The 16862-nt window shown below is 69.6% G+C and carries 17 protein-coding genes; 9 read left to right on the top strand and 8 right to left on the bottom strand.

Annotated elements, in window-relative coordinates; genetic code table 11:
* Position 1: 1 nt before the first annotated feature.
* The gene (locus tag RYH80_RS16945) at positions 2-1834 is read right to left on the bottom strand and encodes a nitrite/sulfite reductase (RefSeq protein WP_370905268.1); all 1833 of its coding nucleotides are present in this window, start codon (positions 1832-1834) and stop codon (positions 2-4) included.
* An 86-nt stretch (positions 1835-1920) separates the two neighbouring features.
* Positions 1921-2313: a DUF8134 family protein gene (locus RYH80_RS16950; RefSeq protein WP_370905269.1), complete on the bottom strand. Its 393-nt coding sequence runs from the start codon at positions 2311-2313 to the stop codon at positions 1921-1923.
* Positions 2314-2631: 318 nt separating this feature from the next.
* Here RYH80_RS16950 and RYH80_RS16955 point away from each other — a divergent pair, with 318 nt between their 5' ends.
* Together RYH80_RS16955 and RYH80_RS16960 are read left to right on the top strand one after the other, a co-directional pair.
* Positions 2632-2883 carry a DUF8595 family protein gene (locus RYH80_RS16955; protein WP_370905270.1) on the top strand — a complete coding sequence of 84 codons (252 nt, stop codon included), beginning with the start codon at positions 2632-2634 and terminating at the stop codon, positions 2881-2883.
* A 196-nt stretch (positions 2884-3079) separates the two neighbouring features.
* On the top strand, positions 3080-4438 hold the full coding sequence (locus tag RYH80_RS16960) for a sensor histidine kinase (protein ID WP_370905271.1): 1359 nt from the start codon (positions 3080-3082) through the stop codon (positions 4436-4438).
* A gap of 74 nt (positions 4439-4512) precedes the next feature.
* On the opposite strand, the gene RYH80_RS16965 is transcribed toward RYH80_RS16960, so the two are convergent.
* A complete protein-coding gene (locus RYH80_RS16965) occupies positions 4513-4803 on the bottom strand; it encodes a DUF7508 domain-containing protein (protein ID WP_370905272.1) in 291 nt (96 codons plus the stop codon).
* A 194-nt stretch (positions 4804-4997) separates the two neighbouring features.
* Here RYH80_RS16965 and RYH80_RS16970 point away from each other — a divergent pair, with 194 nt between their 5' ends.
* Positions 4998-5618 (top strand): DUF6517 family protein, encoded by a 621-nt coding sequence (locus RYH80_RS16970; RefSeq protein WP_370905273.1) that lies wholly within the window; start codon positions 4998-5000, stop codon positions 5616-5618.
* A 105-nt stretch (positions 5619-5723) separates the two neighbouring features.
* Positions 5724-7355, top strand: coding sequence for a methyl-accepting chemotaxis protein (locus RYH80_RS16975; RefSeq protein ID WP_370905274.1), 1632 nt, complete (start codon positions 5724-5726; stop codon positions 7353-7355).
* 57 nt (positions 7356-7412) lie between these two features.
* Here the strand turns inward: RYH80_RS16975 and RYH80_RS16980 are convergent, their stop codons facing one another.
* Complete coding sequence (locus RYH80_RS16980; protein ID WP_370905275.1) at positions 7413-8159, bottom strand: sensor domain-containing protein; 747 nt, start codon at positions 8157-8159, stop codon at positions 7413-7415.
* Positions 8160-8395: 236 nt separating this feature from the next.
* Here RYH80_RS16980 and RYH80_RS16985 point away from each other — a divergent pair, with 236 nt between their 5' ends.
* Genes RYH80_RS16985 through RYH80_RS16995 form a run of 3 tightly spaced genes read left to right on the top strand, consistent with a single transcriptional unit; the run spans position 8396 to position 9475 of the window.
* Positions 8396-8749 carry an ArsR/SmtB family transcription factor gene (locus tag RYH80_RS16985; RefSeq protein WP_370905276.1) on the top strand — a complete coding sequence of 118 codons (354 nt, stop codon included), beginning with the start codon at positions 8396-8398 and terminating at the stop codon, positions 8747-8749.
* On the top strand, positions 8746-9210 hold the full coding sequence (locus RYH80_RS16990; RefSeq protein ID WP_370905277.1) for a hypothetical protein: 465 nt from the start codon (positions 8746-8748) through the stop codon (positions 9208-9210). The genes RYH80_RS16985 and RYH80_RS16990 overlap by 4 nt, the downstream gene beginning before the upstream one ends.
* Positions 9197-9475, top strand: coding sequence for a DUF7521 family protein (locus RYH80_RS16995; protein ID WP_370905278.1), 279 nt, complete (start codon positions 9197-9199; stop codon positions 9473-9475). The genes RYH80_RS16990 and RYH80_RS16995 overlap by 14 nt, the downstream gene beginning before the upstream one ends.
* 210 nt (positions 9476-9685) lie before the next feature.
* On the opposite strand, the gene RYH80_RS17000 is transcribed toward RYH80_RS16995, so the two are convergent.
* The 4 genes from RYH80_RS17000 to RYH80_RS17015 form a co-directional block, all read right to left on the bottom strand.
* Entirely contained in the window at positions 9686-10504 is an 819-nt protein-coding gene (locus RYH80_RS17000) for a DUF4097 family beta strand repeat-containing protein (protein ID WP_370905279.1), read from the bottom strand.
* Positions 10505-10627: 123 nt separating this feature from the next.
* Positions 10628-11725 (bottom strand): SDR family NAD(P)-dependent oxidoreductase, encoded by a 1098-nt coding sequence (locus tag RYH80_RS17005; protein WP_370905280.1) that lies wholly within the window; start codon positions 11723-11725, stop codon positions 10628-10630.
* Between the two features lie 84 nt (positions 11726-11809).
* Positions 11810-12766: a hypothetical protein gene (locus RYH80_RS17010; protein WP_370905281.1), complete on the bottom strand. Its 957-nt coding sequence runs from the start codon at positions 12764-12766 to the stop codon at positions 11810-11812.
* 104 nt (positions 12767-12870) lie between these two features.
* The gene (locus tag RYH80_RS17015; protein ID WP_370905282.1) at positions 12871-13344 is read right to left on the bottom strand and encodes a DUF8743 domain-containing protein; all 474 of its coding nucleotides are present in this window, start codon (positions 13342-13344) and stop codon (positions 12871-12873) included.
* 179 nt (positions 13345-13523) lie between these two features.
* On the opposite strand from RYH80_RS17015, the gene RYH80_RS17020 reads away from it, so the two are divergent.
* Both RYH80_RS17020 and RYH80_RS17025 read left to right on the top strand, forming a co-directional pair.
* Positions 13524-14915: a cryptochrome/photolyase family protein gene (locus RYH80_RS17020; protein WP_370905283.1), complete on the top strand. Its 1392-nt coding sequence runs from the start codon at positions 13524-13526 to the stop codon at positions 14913-14915.
* Between the two features lie 263 nt (positions 14916-15178).
* Entirely contained in the window at positions 15179-16783 is a 1605-nt protein-coding gene (locus RYH80_RS17025) for a polysaccharide biosynthesis protein (protein ID WP_370905284.1), read from the top strand.
* Positions 16784-16862: the final 79 nt, after the last annotated feature.

Consider the following 16862-nt stretch of genomic DNA (forward strand, 5'->3'; position numbering starts at 1 on the left):
GTCAGTCGTCCGCCTCGGCGGGGTACTCGTCGGAGTGGACCGGCGCCGGCCCGTCGTCCATCCCGTCCTCCTCGGCGTAGGGGTACCACGTCGTCTTCGTGTTGTGCATGTACGGGTCCTCGTAGCTGGTCTCCTCGGGCTCGACCAACTCCGCGAGGGCTTCCTCGTCGCGCTCTTCGACGAACTCGCGGAAGCTCTCGCCGTCCTCGCGTGCCTCGGCGAACCCGTCGAGGAGGTTCTCGATGGCACCCGGCACCTCGTCGGCCGGAATGCGCTGGGCGACCCAGTCGGCGAACCGCGGGTCCTCGCCGAGACCGCCGCCGAGTCCCACGTCGAGCGCCTCGACGGCCTCGCCGTCCTTCCGCGTCTTCATCCCGCGGAGACTCACGTCGGCGATCTGCGGCTGGGCACACGACGCCGTACACCCCGAGAGGTGGACGTGGAACTCCTCGACACTCTCGGGCAACTCGACGTTCTCCTTGAGCCACCGCGCGTACCGCACCTGCCGGTTCTTCGTCTCCACGATGGACAACGAGCAGAACTCCGTCCCGGTGCACGCGACCGACCCGCGCATGAACGGGTTCGGGTCCGGGGCGTAGTCGTCCAACAGCGGCTCGTCGAGGAACGCCTCCAGGTCGCTCTCGGGCACGTCGGTGACGATCACGTTCTGCCGCTGGGTGAGACGCGCCTCGCCGCTGCCGTACTCGTCGGCCAACTTGGCCAACTCCAGTACGTCCGCGGCACCCATCCGCCCGACCAGGACGTTCAGTCCGACGTAGAAGTTGCCGTCGTCCTGCCGGTGGACGCCGACGTGGTCATGGTCGCCGCCGGGGTACTGCGCGGCGACGCCGCCGTCGGCGGCCGCGCCGTCGGCGTGGTCGTGGCCGCCGGCGCCCGGCCCGTCGCCGGCGTTGTAGGTGTACTGGTCGCGCAGGTCCTCGCCGGCCCGCTCCAACTCGAAGTCGACGAACTCCTCCTGGAGTGTCTGGCGGATCTCCTCCGGGCCCCACTCGTCGACGAGGAACTTCATTCGGGCGTTGTAGCGGTCCTCGCGGTCGCCGTACTCGTCGAACAACAGCGAGAGGCCACCCGAGACGGCCTCGGCCTGCTCCGGCGTGACGAACACGTCGATGTCGCGAGCGAGCCGCGGCTCGTTGCGCGAGAGGCCGCCGCCGACGCGGACGTTGAACCCCATCCGACCGTCCTTCTCGGCGGGCTCCAAGGCGAGGTCGTTGATGTCACCCTGTCCACACCCCTCGCGGCAACCGGTGACGGACACCTTCCACTTCCGCGGGAGGTTCGCGTGATCCTCGTCGCCTTTGAACGTCTCGTTGAGGTTCTCGGCGACCGGGAGCGCGTCGACGACCTCGTTCGCGTCCTTCCCGGCGACCGGACAGCCGACGATGTTGCGCCAGGAGTCGCCACAGGCCTGCTGGGTCGTCAGGCCGTTCGACTCCAGTTTGTCGAAGATCTCGGGGACGTCTTCGAGTCTGATCCAGTGGAGTTGGATCGACTGCCGCGTCGTGAAGTCGGCGTAGGCGGCGCCGAACTCGGGGTTCTCCGCCGGACCGCGGGCGTACTCGTCGGCGATCTCGCCGACGACTTCCAGCTGCCCCGGCTCCAAGATTCCGTTCGGCGTCCCGATCCGCATCATGAAGTAGCTCTCTTGCCCGGCGCGCTGGTGGTACAACCCCCACCACTTGAAGCGCTCGAACCAGGCGTCGTGTTCGTCTTCGGGGATCGACTCCCACCCCCGTTCTGCGAACTCCATCAAGTGCTCGCGGATCTCCTGACCGTAGACCTCTGACTTCCACTCCTCCACGTCGGTGGGCATACACCACCTCACGACCGACGGCGCCTAAACGGGTCTCACCCGACCAATCGTTACGGGTTCTACACAGAATCGGCAACAGTCGCCGGTTACTTGCCGGGCCGCCGCGACCCGAGACCAGAGGCGGGTGCGTCGGGTGCGACCTCGCGGAACACCCGCGATTCGGGTGTGTGAGAGTTCGGCTCGTCTGTCTCGCCGTCCCGTCGGTCCACCGAGGCGTCCGGGTCTGGGTCCGCGACGATCCGACCGACCGGCAACCAGTCGGTGGTCGCACTCTCGTCACACTGGATACAGGTTCCGTACGCGCGGACCTCGACCGTCCGACCGGTGACCCCGACACGAGTGAACCCCTCCAGCACGAAGTCCGCCGTCGCACAGTCGCAGAAGCCGCCGAGCCGCCAGAGCCCGCCGACACCGACGGTGCGGTCGTCGTCGACGGAGAGCCACGCGCCGTCGTCGAGGATACGTACGGAGACCGTCACGCGACACATTTCGGTGTCCAGGCACTTTCACTCGGTGGTCTCGACAACGGTAAACGGAACCGGTGACACTCGATTCGGCACTCGAAACCTCCACGTACTGCGATTGTCCGGGTTCTCGGCAGTCACGAGAACCAGCAACGATTTCCCGTACCCCCGTTCCACGGAGACGCTTGTGTCCGTCCGTACGTTGATAGTGGTACCACTCGTGTGACCCTCCGTGAACGGAGACACCCGACCGCGAGAGCACGTCTCGGCCGACGTGGCACCGGAGCTGTTCGACGCCGGGTCGTCGAGAGACCGTGACTGGGAGTGGGACGGATGACGGGAGGGCCGGACGACGGAGTGACCGCCGAGACGAGTGCCGAGAGTCCGAGTCCCGGCGACACCGCCGAGATCGCCGCCAACGACGGCGAAGGGGCGACCGCCAACGACGGTGAAGAGACTGCCGACGGTGACGCCGACGAGGAGCCCGCGGAGCGTGACGACGTCGGCTCACACCTCGACGACGTCGATCCCGGCTGCGGCTGTGCCGAGGTCTGGGAGACGATGTCCGAGCAGCGCTCGGAGTGACTCCCCGAGTGGTGTCGACAGCCTCCGCCGGCTCGTCTACTCTCCCGGTCCGGACGGCGTTCGGCCCGCAACGAGGGTCGCTGGGTGATTTCGCCGCAATTCTGGTTTGAAACTCGAAACTACTGTCAATTCTAACATGCGAGGCAATTAGCGGACCGAAGGTTACAAGTAAGTTCGCCGGGGGGTGTACACCAGTGTGACAACCGGTACGCGTCTGGCTCCCGGCCGTCGACTGATCTCGCCGCGTGTGTTCACCGCGGTCGGCGTAGCCACCGGTCTCTACTGTCTGTACGCGCTGGCGACGGCGACGGTGTCGACGCGGGGAGGCGTGCCGGAGGTCGCGTGGGAGGTGGCGCTGCTCGGTGTCCCGGCGGTGGGCCACGCCGTCACGGGGTACTGGCTCGAGACCGCGGGGCTAGACGACGAGGTCGTGTGGCGGATCGGCGTCGTCGCGGCGACGGGTGCGGTCGTCGGCGTGACGACGACGCTGGTGGTACTCCCGCTGGTGATCGGTGACGCGACGCTCGACACGGGACTGTTCCTGCTCGTCGCGACCGGGACCGAGGGTGCGTTACTCGGTGCACTCGGGGCCGCGGTGTGGCTCCCCGCGGTCCCGTTGGGTCGGCGTGGCCCGCCGTCCGTGACGGTGGGCGACGGCTCTGGCACCGACCACCGAACCACCGGCGCCACTCGCGACGAGTCTGCGCCGCCTCGGCTCCCGACACCGGACTCGGCCCGCACCGAGCCGGTGGACTCGGCCCGCACCGAGCCGGTGGACCCGGCCCGACTGGGGACGGAGCACGGGGTTGCCGAGGAGCCCCCGACAGCCACCGAGGAGGCGACGAGAAGAGTGGGATCGCCGGCGGGAGACGAACCTGTGACACCGGACGAGACGGTCGAACGACTCCGGACCCTCCACTCGCTCGTCAGACACGACGTTCGCAACAGTGTGAACGTGCTCTCGGGCCGCCTCGACCTGTTGCTCGACGAACTCGAGGTGGACGACGACCCGCACTTGGCAGCCATCGACAGACAGACCGACGAGATTCTCACCCTGTTGGCGGACGTGGAGGTCGCCGTCGAAGCCGTCACGGCGGACCGTTCCCGAGAGCCGGTGTCGGTGTCGCGTGTCGTCGACGAGGCGGTGGCGGCACTCGACGACAGCTACCGCGGTGTGGAGGTGAGTGTCTCGGTGCCGGAGACGGCGGTCGTCCGGGCCGACGAACTGCTCTCGAACGTCGTCGAGAACGTCCTGTCGAACGCCGTCAGACACCACGACCGCGACACCGTCGCGATCGACGTGACTGCGACGCTCGACGACCACACCGTGACGTTGGTCGTCACCGACGACGGACCGGGGATTCCGGACCGGCTGCTCCCCGAGGTGCTGAACCCCGAGGTCGGCGAGGGCTCCGGGATGGGGCTGTACCTCGTCGACACGCTGGTCGACGACTACGGCGGCTCCGTGTCCGTCGCGTCGCCGGGCGAGCGTGGGACCACCGTCGAGATCGAACTCCCGCGTGCGACGGAGCCGTCGGACGAGGTCGCCGCCTGAGTCGTCCGAAGGGGTCGCCGCACGAGTGCTCGGACGAACCCCCGCACGACGGACTCGTCGGACGACCCGCCGTGTCAGGGCCGTTCGGTGTTCCAGCGTGGTCGCGACCCGTTCGTCTCGACGAACCGGTCGAAGTGACGCGCAGCCACCCGACGCGCCTCCTCGGGGTACTCGACCCGCTGGAACCGGAAGTAGTTGGGCGTCTGTCGACCGACGACCTCCGCGAGGTCGCGCCGCAGGAACCGACTGTAGCCGACGAAGACGAGTTCGCCGAACGACTTCAACTCGTAGACTCCCTTCCCCTCGGGCACACGGCTCTCGACGTTCTCGACGGTCGCCTTCGTCCACCGTTTCTGGATAGGCACGCTCGGAATCCGGAACCGGACACCACATAACTCTTTGCAGCCCCGTCACCTCTCGACAGTACTCGTCGGTCACACCACTCGTCGAGCAGTCCTCCGCGTCGTCACGCCACCCGTCGACTGGTCTTCCGTCCAGCCGTCCCCACGCGACGGGTCGACACACACCGTTCACGAAGTCGCAGCCAGAACGGACGTGCGTGTCACGGAACGTCTCGGCGCCGCGGTACGACGAGTCGTCGCTCGCCGACACCGGACTCGAACACGCGGGCACCGACCGCGAGGTCGCCGTCTCCGCGCCGGTCGTCACGGTCACGGCGCTGACGCGGCTGTACGAACACCCCGCCTGGCGACCGGTGCTCGACGGTGCCGGTCCCGCCAAGCCCCCGCGCTCGGCGTTCGCGACGAAGTTGGCCTTCGATCCGCCGATCACGGACGTGCCGGGTGTCGGTGTCCCCTCGGCCGTCGTCGGCCCCGCCGCCACGTACGCCGGCGAGGAGTTCGCGGACGGCCTCCGCGAGGACGGACTCCGAGGCGTCCGGCAGGTGGACCGCCAGCGTGCGCGGCTCCCGACCTGTGAGGGCCGGACGCTCGTGTACGAGACGACGTACCCTCACGAGCGCGGCGACGTGTCGTGTCGCGTCAGGGCGACGTTGTGGCCCACCGACCGGACATTCCTGCTCGCCGGGACTGCGTTCCCGACGACGCTCCCGGAAGCCCTGGCGACCGACGAAGCCGTTCCCGCGGTCGAGCCGGAGCGCCACCGCCGCGAGACCCGGGACCTCGTGCGGGGGTTGGCACGGCGGACGACACAGGAGTGACCGTCTCAAGGTGGCTGGGGTGCTCGTCACCGGACGGCGAGAGGGACCGCCAATCGTAAACCGTGTGAGCGTGAGACACACAACAATCTCGGAGAGGCACACGACATGTCAGACGTAACTGGAGCCGGGGCGCGACGACGCGCCGGGTTCTTCAGGCGGCTCCTCGTCGCCATCGGACGGTTCGCGGTGCGGATCGAACAGTTCTACCCCGCGGTCATCAGACGGAACTTCGCGTTCCGACTGTTCGTCCTCGCGGGGATGGTGATCGTCGTCGGTCCGGGCGCGGCGGTGGTGTTCCTCGACAGCGTCGCGGCCGCCGCGGTCGTCTTCTCGACGGTGACGATCCTCACGGGCTTCCTCGCCTACTGTGAGATGTACTGGGTGCTCATCCGTCTCACCGAGGGGGTCGACAGCGTCGAGGCGGGCGAGTACGACGTGGCGTTCGACGTGGAGCGCCCCGACGAGATCGGCGACCTGTTCGACGCCTTCGTCGGGATGGCAGATACCGTCGCCTCGAGTCTCGCGGAGGCGGAGACGGCCCGCGAGGAGGCCGCCGAGGAACGAGAGGCGGCCGACCGGCGGAGTCGCCGCCTCACCGACATCGCCGACCAGTTTGCCGCGCGCCTCGACCGCGTGAAGGGCGGGGATCTGACCGTCAGACTCGACCCACGCGACGCGGTCGAAGACGAGTCGATGGCGGCGGTCGCGGACGCGGTCGACGACACGCTCAACCGCCTGCAAGCCACCGTGGGCCGCGTCGACGCAGTCGCCGACGAGGTGGCGACCGCGAGCGACGACGCCGCGGCGGGCGTCGCACAGGTCGAGACGGCCGCCGAGGACGTGGCCGACTCGACGACGGAGATCTCCGCCGGTGCCGCCGAGCAGTCGGCGGATCTGGACGGGCTCACCGACGAGATGGCGAGTCTCTCCGCGACCGTCGAGGAGGTGACCAGCACCACTCGCGAGATGGCGGGCCGGTCGCAGGACGCGGCCGAGGAAGGGGAACGCGTGGCGGGGTTGGCGACGGACGCCGTCGCGGAGATGGACGCCGTCGCCGATCAGACGCGGGCGACGGAGACGGCGATCCGGGACCTCGCCGACGACGTGGATCGGATCGGCGAGATCGTCGATCTGATCGACGACGTAGCCGAACAGACGAACGTGCTCGCGCTGAACGCCTCCGTCGAGGCCGCTCGTGCGACCGGGACGGGCGGTGCCGGCGACGGGTTCGCCGTCATCGCGGAGGAGGTGAAGGCGCTCGCGACGGAGACGACCGAGGCGACGAGCCGCGCGGCAGAGTTGATCGCCGACGTGCGCGACTCGACGGAGACGGCCGTCGAGGACGTGGTCGAGACACGCGAGCGGGTCGCGACGGGTCGCGACACCGTCGCCGACGCCGCCGAGGCCGTGGAGGGTGTCGTCGAGAGCGTCGAGACCGTCGACGACGGGCTCCAGTCGATCGCCTCCGCGGCCGACCAGCAGGCGCGCACCGCCGAGGGGGTCGTGGCGACGGCCGAGGACGTGGCCGCAGTCAGCGAGCAGACCGCCGCGGAGGCACAGTCGGTCTCCGCGGCGGCAGAGGAACAGTCGGCTTCCTTGTCCGCCGTCGGTGACGAGGTGGAACGGCTCGCCGCTCGGGCGGCAGAACTGGAGGAACTGACCGCCGCGTTCGACACCGGCGACCACGAGGCGGTCGCGAGCGGCGGCACGACTGCGGTGGCGGGGACGGACGACTGAGGGTGGCTCTTCTCTCTCCCACCTCCTCTTCGCCGACGGTGAGAGCCGTCCGGGGTCTCAACTCCCGCGAACGGCTCTGACTACGTCGAACCCGTCGCGGAGCATCAGCGTCGTGTACCACCCGGTCACCCACGCCATCGCGTTGACGATCGCCAACCCGAACAGACACAAGACGAGGCCGCCGGCCGCGACGACGAGCGACTCCGCGAGCGTCGTGACGCGGTAACTCCCGACACTGACCACCGTCTCGACGCCGACGAGGAGGTTGTTCCAGCCGACGTACAGCGCCGGGTGGAGTTCGACCGGCCGGTCGGTGACGAACCCGACGTACAGCCCGGGTGTGTCGTAGTAGAACGGCGTGAACAACATCGCCAACCCCGTGGTGAACACGGTGACGATGACGACGAAGGCGGCCGTCCCGACGACGAACTTCGTCGGTAGGTACAGCACCGAGAGCCACGTTCGGAGGTCCGTCGCGACCGTCTTCACCTGTTCGCGGCGCGTGTCACCCTCCAGCCCCGGTCCGTCCGGGAGGTCCACACCCAGGAGGAGTCGTGCGAGTCGTCGCTCGAACCCGGCCAGTGCCAGCGAACAGAGAACCACCAGCGCCAGCACCGGAATCCCGACGACGAAGATCGCGGCGGTGGCTCCCAGCGTGTACCCGACTGAGGCGAACACCAGGTACGCGATCCCCAGCGGGAACGCCAACGCGAGGTAGAGGAGGTTCTTGTACGTCTGCGGACGGACCGGTGCGCTCACCACGGAGCGGAGGAGGGCCCCCGGACGGGCGTCGACGGTACGCATCTGTCTCGGTGTGGCCCGTGGCTCGTAATAAACGTTGGTGGCGATCTGTCGTCCCGACACACGGCCAGGAGGGTCAGGTACTGGGGGCCCGAACGGCGACTCGTGTGTACCACCTCCAGCACGCTGCGTCCGTCGCGCCCGTCTCGTTCGAGTCGCCGGTGCCGTCGTCTACGTGCTCTCGCCGTGGAGTGGTCGGATCACCACCTTCTTGTCCGCTGGATCGGACGAGTGTGACGATGGCAGACGACGGTGGCGACGAGGAGAAGGCGGTCGTCGACCTGTTGAGCGACGACTACGTCTGGGCGATCCTCGAGGCCACCCGCGAGGAGGCGAAGTCGGTGAAGACGATCAGCGACGACTGCGGAGCCGACCGGTCGACGATCTACCGCCGGCTGGAACAGCTCGAGGACGTGGAGTTCGTCGAGGACCGCCAGGAGCTGGACCCGGACGGCCACCACTACAAGAGCTACGCGGCGAACTTGGAGGCCGTCACGGTCCGCCTGGAGGAAGACGACGGGTTCGACGTCCAGGTGGAACGCCGCGAAGAGCCCGCAGACCGCTTCACCAGACTGTTCGAGGGGTTCAAATGACACCCGTGAGTCAGTCGGCAGTCCCGTCCGCTCCGGTTCCGGTCCCGTCTGCTCCGGTCCCGGTCCCGTCTGCTCCGGTCCCGGTCCCGTCTGCTCCGGTCCCGGTCCCGTCTGCTCCGGTCCCGGTTCCGTCCGTCCCGGTCCCGCGCTCGCTGCCGCTCCAGACGGCGACCGGTGGGAGCCCGACGGTGGTCGTCGCGGCGTTGGCTGCGCTGTTCCTCGCGACGGTCCTGTCGCTGTACCTCGCGGTCAGACTCTACCGCGGCTACCGAGAGGGCGGTGGAACGGGGATGCTCCTGCTCGGTGTCGGCTTGGTGTTGTTGACGACGGTGCCGATCCTGATCCGGTTGGTCGCGACGAACGCCGGCGACGTGCCGGCGACCACGCGGGCGACCGCGGCGACGGCGAGTCAACTGGTGGGACTGCTGGTGATTCTGGGGGTGGTGTATGGTCGCCCCTGAGACCGTGCTGTTCGCGACCGCGGCGGTGACGGCTGTCGCCGGTGGCGCGGTCGCGTGGCTGGCGTACCGCGGTGCGGTGCGCAACGACAGCGACACGATGCGGTTCCTCGCCGTCGGCGTCGCCAGTCTGACCGTGTTGCCGTTCCTCGTCAACTACGGGGTGGCACCGCTGACGGGGCTGTCCGACGCCGCGACACTGCTGGGTGTTCTCTCGGCCAACGTCGTCGGACTGGTGTCGATCCTCTACTCGCTCGACGGCGTCTGACACGGGACGAGGACTCGAGTCTGCACAGAGATCGGCGAGGAGTGAGTGGCGTCGACAGCGGAACGTGGAGGCAAGAGTGCCAGCGGAGGAGCGAGCGGAGAGGGTGGAGCGTCGGCGGGGGTGAGTGGAGGGTGGAGCGTCGGCGGGGGTGAGTGGAGGGTGGAGCGTCGGCGGGGGTGAGTGGAGGGTGGAACGCCGACCGCTCGCCGCTCACAGCGGTTCGACGGTCGCGTCGCCGGTCTGTGACTCGACGGTGAGGTCGGGTCCGCCCTCGCCGAGTCGCCCGGTGACGCGGTCGTCCTCGCGAGTCGCGTCCACGAGATCCAGTCCGGAGACGGAGGCGTCGCCGGTCCCAGTCTCGACCACCAGGTCGGCGTCGAGATCCGCCGAGACCGCGACATCCACGTCGCCGGTCTGACACGAGACCTCGCAGTCGCCGTCCAGTGCGGGCACGTCGACGGTCGCGTCGCCGGTCTGCGTCTCGGCTCCCCCGAGTGCCCCGGGTTCGGTGACGGACACGTCGCCGGTCTGTGCCACCGCGACCACGGTGCCGCCGACGCCGTCGACGTCCACGTCGCCGGTCTGTGTCTCCGCTCGCAGGTCACCCGACGTGTCCGTGGCCGTAACGTCACCCGTCTGTGACTCCAGGTGCCGCACCGCCAGCGAGTCGGGAACGGTGAGTGTCAGATCCATCGACGGGCGTCCACCGAACGTCGTGTCGCCGCCGGTCCACTCCGAGCGGAGCGAGAGCGTCCCGTCGCTCCGCTCGGTCCGGAGCTCCAGCTTCGACACGTCCACGTCGGCGGAACTCGACTCGCGGACGATCTCCAGGCGCACGTCGTCCCGGTCGGCGGTCTCGACGGTCACGTCGCCCGTCTGTACCTCGGCGGTCACCGCCGAGAGGGTCTCGACCGAGAGGGTCGTCGTCTCTTCGAGGCGCTGTCCCACGAACGGCGTCGCGCCGCTGCACCCGGCCAGTGCCGTCACGGCAGCGGCGGCACCACCGGCGAGCAGGCGGCGTCTGGTCACACGTCGTGTCACACCTCGACCGAGGGTCCCCACCCCTATCAAACGGCTCCGACCTCTGTCGGCTCGCCCACTCGGGAGAAGATTGAAGTAGTTCGAATCTCCAGTGCCGGCCCCGCACCCGTCTCACTCGGCGCCGGCGACTGCAACCTCGTCGAAGGGGAAGGAGACGCCGGTCGCCTCCAGCGAGATCTCCCAGAGACGACGCGCGTCGGTCTCGTCGCGCGAGGCGGCGTTCGACTGCTGGACGGTCGGGTACCCGCGCATGTTCGCGAAGCCGTCCGGCCCGACGTAGGCACCGCCCGCTACGTCTGCGACCGCGGCGTACACCATCGGGAGCGCACCAGTGGCGGCGTCCTGTCCCAACACCGCGTTCGCGAGCTTCATCCCCAGTTTCGCCCCCGGAATCCGACTCGCTTCGCCGGTGCGGAGTTGGAGGTTGGTCGCAGCGTACCCCGGGTGACAGGCGACGCTGCGGACCGGCAGGTCGGCGTCGGACAGGCGGCGGTCGAGTTCGTACGCGAACAGCAGGTTCGCGAGTTTACTCCGGCCGTAGGCACCCCACTTCGAGTAGTCGCCCCGCTCCCAGTGGAGGTCCTCGAAGTCCATCTGCCCCTGCTCGTGTGCGCCAGACGACTGCGTCACCACCCGTGCCGGCCCGTCGCCGACGCCCGCGGGGCCGACACCGCCGTCAGCCTCCCCGGCCGCGACGAGTGCCGGGAACAGTCGCGCCGTGAGCGCGAAGTGGCCGAAGTGGTTGACGCCGAGTTGCATCTCGAAGCCGTCCTCGGTCTCGCGGCGCGGAATCGCCATCAGCCCGGCGTTGTTACAGAGCACGTCCACTCCGTCGTAGTCCGCCCGCACCGCCTCGGCGAACGCCGCGACGGAGTCGAGCGACGCGAGGTCACACTCTCGGACGTCCAGTCGACCGCCGGCCGCGTGGTCGGTCGTCGACTCGTCGCTCGACGCGCCGTCCGACACTTCGTCCGTCCGGTCGCCCGCCGTGGAAGTCTCGCCGTCGACCACTCGCACGTCGGCGTGGTCGGCGGCGATCTCTCGTGCGGCGCGCTCGCCACGCTCGGTGCTCCGACAGGCCATCACGACCGTCGCGCCGGCGTCCGCGAACACCGCCGTCCCCTCGTACCCCAGCCCGCTGTTGGCCCCCGTCACGACGACGACGGCTCCGTCCAGCGGCGGCACGTCTGCTGCCGTCCAACGTGTCATACCCACACGACGGGTGGCGGAGACAAGAGTCCTCCGTGCGCGAGACCACGAGCGGTCTGCCGACCGGCATCCGACGACCCCGCCTCAGGCTGCCGTCTCGAACCCGGTGAACCGGAGACTCACCCAGTACGTCTCGCCGCGCCACTCGACGATCCAGTTGCCGTACGACTCCTCTCGTCGGACCGCGTCCTCGTCACGGGCGGTGAACCGGTCGACGAGCGCCTGGAAGCCGGCGTCGTCGTCCGAGTCGGGGTAGTACGTCTCCTCGCGTGCGCTCTCGAGGATCGCCGTCTCGTTGCCGTCCAGCCCCTGCAGTCGGAACTCGTGGGTCTGGCGGACGCGCTCTCCGTACGCGGCCGTCGTCGCGACGCGCTCGGCTGTGTACCGGAAGTCTTCGAGTGTCGTGGTCCCGCGCCGCGTCGCGGCGACGCGGTACCGTTCGCCCTCGTACGCGACGAACAGCGGGCCGTCGAGCAGTGCCGACCGCTCGGGCCGCTCGTACGGGAGACTCTCGTTCACCTCGTAGCCGTCGGTCCGGCGTCCGTAGTCCGGGTCGATCACGGTCGCCAACACCTCGCGATCACGCTCGGGGAGAGCGTCGAACTGGACAGTTCGGCCAGCCGCGTCGTCCGCCGGGTCGTAGTCGACGCCCACCTCGACGCGTGGCACCTCGCGGCTGTCGACGACCGTGGCGTTCAGTCGGTACACTACACCGTCGATGCGGACCGGTCGCTCGGTACCGATCGGCTGGTACCGTCGATCCTCGACGACGACGGCCTCCTCGCGTGTGACGGCACGCACCGCTCGGCGTGCCTCGGCGTCGTCGTCCCGCGTCGCCTCCGTCGGCGAGTGTGTCAGGTGCGACTCCGCGAGGTCGGCGTCCGACTCGACGATGTCGAGCGAGACGCTCCCGGGGGCGGAACACCCCGTGAGCAACAGCAGTCCAGCGAGTGCGACGAGTGGGAGGAGTCGCCGCGTGCGGTCGGCTCCGGACCCGAGTCCGACCCGTGTCGGGAGGGCTCGCAGCGTGGCGGGAATCACGGGCGAGTCTGTGTCGACTCTTGTGGTAAGCCTTGTGTGGTGTCTCGGGACGCGTCACTCGGCGGTCGCGTCGTGTGCTGTCTCGGGCCGTCGTCCGACCGGTCTCACCGCGTCTCGCCGGCACGCGCGGCGAGGTCGGAGACCGTGTCGGCCGCTCGCAGGTCGTCGACCGTGTGGTACCACGCACCTCTGACCCCGTTCGCGTCGTTGGCGACGGGGTTCTCCAGCGGGACCAGCTCGCCGAGGTGGAACACGGTCACCCGTCGTTCCTCCGAGAACGGGTCGATCAGTTCCTCCCAGTCCGTCTCGTCCATCGTCCCGGGCTCGTCGCGGTCCTCAACGGTCCGCTCGGTGACGCGAGCGTAGTGGGTGATCGCCGAGGTGGGTGCAGTGCGGTAGAACGCCATCCACTCGAACGACTCCCGGGTTCGGTCGTACGACTGCGGCGACGGGTAGAACCCCTCGCGACAGCGCTCGAACGTGTCCGTCTGTGTCGCCACCGTACAGACGCGTGCCTCGCCCGGCGCGTCGTCGGCCGGCGTGTCGCCGAAACTCCCCAAGTCGGTGTTGCCCGCCATCACACGTCTCTCGGCCCCCGACGACATCAACGCCGCGGTGAGTCTCCCGGCGGAACGGCGACGTCGACGGGACCGCGGCCGCGGTCTCTCCGTAGCTCTGTGTGGCTCCGGGACCGGGCGGCCGTCTCGCGCGGCACGGAGACCGAAACCCCGAACAGGCTCCCGCTCGTGGACTACCCGTGCAAGTCTTCTGGCACCGACGCGACCTGCGGATCCCCGACAACAAGGGGTTGAGTATCGCGGCCCGCGACGGCACCGTCGTCCCCCTCTTCGTCGTCGACGGCGACGTACTGAGTGAGGTCGGCAAGCGCCAACGAGCCTTCTTCCTCGCGGGCGTCCGGGAGTTGAAGCGCCGCTACCGCTCCATCGGGAGCGACCTCGTGGTGCGGTCGGGCGACGCGAGCGAGGTCGTCCCGACCGTCGCTGACGGACTCGACGCCGACCGCGTCGTCTGGAACACTCACTACACGCCGGAGCGACGCGCCCGCGCCGAGGCGGTCCGCGACGAACTCGCCGGTCGCGGCATCGACAGCGACGACCGCACCGACCACGTCCTCGTCTCACCGGGCCGACTCGACGACCGCTACCCGACGCACGGCGCGTTCCACTCCGACTGGGAGCAGGTGCCGAAACCGTCCCCGTGGGACCCCGACACGGACAGTTTCGCCTCGCTGGACGACGAGACGAGTGTCCCGGAGCTGGACGCCGATATCGAGTTGCCGGCGGCGGGTTACGAGGCGGCACGCGAGCGGTTCGACGACTTCCTGGATCGGGGAATCTACACCTACAACGACGAGCGCGACGACATGGCGGCGGCCGTCGAGCGGCCGACGACGAGCGTCTCCCGGATGTCGCCGTACCTCGCGGCGGGGATGATCGGCGTCAGAGAGCTGTGGGCAGACGCCTCCGACACGTACGACGCCGTCCACGGGGCCGAGCGGAAGAACGTCGACAAGTACCGCTACGAGCTGTCGTGGCGCGAGCACATGTACCACCTGCTGTACTACCTCCCGGAGTTGGCCGACACGAACTGGAAGTCGATCCCGAACGAGATCGACTGGCGCGAGGGGGAAGACGCGGCCGCCGACTTCGAGGCGTGGAAGCGCGGCGAGACGGGGTACCCGCTCGTCGACGCCGGGATGCGGCAACTCGACCGCGAGGGGTACGTCCACAACCGCCCGCGGCAGGTCGTCGCCTCCTTCCTGACGAAACACCTCCTGATCGACTGGCGACTGGGCGCGCGGTACTTCCGGAAACAGTTGGTCGATCACGACCCGGCGTCGAACGCCGGCAGTTGGCAGTGGATCGCCTCGACGGGGACCGACTCCGTCGACGTGCGGATCTTCGACCCCGTCTCTCAGATGGGCAAGTACGACGAGGGCGCCGACTACGTGACGGAGTACGTTCCGGAACTACGCGGCGTCGACCCCCGCACGATCGTCGACTGGCCGACGCTGTCGGCCGACGAGCGGGCCGAGGCCGCCCCGGACTACGCCGATCCCATCGTCGACCGCAACCACGGCTGGGAACGCGCCGAGCGCGTCTTCGAGGAGGCGCTCGGGAAGCGCTGAGTCGGGCGTCGCCAGCGGCCGGGCGGCTCGTCCACGAGTCGGACAGATCGTTCACGGGTAGGACAGGTCGTTCGCGGGTGGGACGGCTCGTTCGCGGGTCGACCGACTCGCCCACAGGTTCAACGGCGCGGACGACCGAACTCCGAGACGGACGGCTGCGGTGCAGTGACTCGGCGTCGAGCGGTCACGACGCGGTGGCGTGATCCCGCGACGGCGCCCGGACGGCGGAGGAGAGACCACGGGAGACGACGAGGATCTCACGGATGGTGACACGACGCAGCGGGGACGAACTGAACCTGCTCGATAGTTCGCTCCGCACGGTGCCGGGGACGCTGGTGTCCAGTGGCCTCTACGCAATCAGCGGCGTCGTCTACGCCGTCGGCGCGGGGCCGGCGGCCGCCGGGCGCTACCTGTTCGTCACGCTCGCGCTCGGTCTGCTCGTCCGCCCGGTCACCGGCGTCGCGCGCACGCTCCAGAAGCGCGGCAGCGAGCGCGGCACCGACGTGGGTGCGTACTTCGGGCTCGCACTGTCGACGGGCGTCGGCTACGTCGCCGGCCTGGCGCTTCTCGGGTGGGTGACCCTGCCCGTGCTCGGCCGCGGGAGTCTGTTCACGGCGGCGCTGTTCCTCCCCGCGGTGGCGGCCGGCGCGACGGCGGTGCTGTCGGACACCGTGAAGGCGCTGTTGGGGGCGGTCGGCTACCCGAGCTACCAGTCGTGGCTCGGTGGCGCCGAGCAGGCGATCCGGCTGTCGACGGTCGTCGTCTTCGCGGCCGTGATCGACAGCGCCGCGGCGTTGTTGTGGCTCACCGTCGTCGTCAGGCTCCTCACGAACGTCCCGGCGGCGGTTCTCGTCGGCGTCGTCCCGTCGGTGCCCGGTCGCGAGGAACTCCGCCGAGCGTGGTCGTTCACGCAGTGGAGCGTCGTTGACCAGGTGATCGACAAGGTGGCGTACAACATGCCGGTGTACGTGCTCGGCGTCGTCGGGACACCCGTCGCCGTCGGCGTCTACGAGGCGGCCGACCGCTTCGCCGACTTCGGCGCGACGGTGGCGTTCGCGCTCTCCTCGCCGCTGCTCACGAAGGTGAGCGGCGACTGGTCGGCCGGGCGCACGGAGTACGCGTACCTCGACGCGATGGTGACCGGGGGCACCGGCGGCACGTTCCTGGTGTTGGCGTACGTGCTCGCGAACGCCGAACGCGTGGCGCGGCTCGCCTTCCCGGAGGCCGTCGCGGCGTTCTCGGCGACGATCCTCCTCGTCGGGGCGGTGAACGTGCTCCGTGCCGGGTGGACGCTGGCGACACACGCCCTGGAGGGTGTCGACAGACCCGGGACGGGCGTCGTGACGAAGGTCGTCGGACTCGCGGTCGCGGTGCCGCCGACGGCGCTGCTCGCGAGACCCGCACTCGCCGCCGGGTGGCTCGTCCCCGTGGGTGCCGTGCCGACCAGTCCCGCACAGACGGTGGCGACGACGCTCGCGAGCGTGCTCGGGGCGGGTGTGCCGGGGCCGGCCGCGACGGGCGCACTCGCGGGGGCGCTGGGGTACGTCACGATGAACCTCGTGGTGAGCGTCGGCGTCGCGGCGTACACGTACCGCGTGTTCGGGTGGCTCCCGTTCGACGCTCGTGTCGCGGGTGCGTTCCTGCTCGGCGGCGCGGCGGCGTTCTTCGCCTCGGCGGCGACGGCTGCCGTGACGACCACTCTCGGCGGTGGCGGCGCCCTCGCGGCGTCGACGGGCGCGCTCGCTGCCCTCTTCGTCTACCTGCTGGTCGTGGCGGCCGTCTCGCCGGCCGCTCGGGTCGTGGTCGTCCGCGCCGTCGAACTCTCACGCGACAGGGTGCGGGCGACGTACGCGGCACTCGGACGGTGATCCGGGTCGAGCCCGTGTCGAGGTCGGACCGGGCGCAGGGCCGTGAGCCGAGAAGGAATCGAGGTCGGGCTGGACTCGG

Origin of the sequence: Halobaculum sp. MBLA0147 (assembly GCF_041361345.1) — an archaeon.
GTDB lineage: Archaea > Halobacteriota > Halobacteria > Halobacteriales > Haloferacaceae > JAHENP01.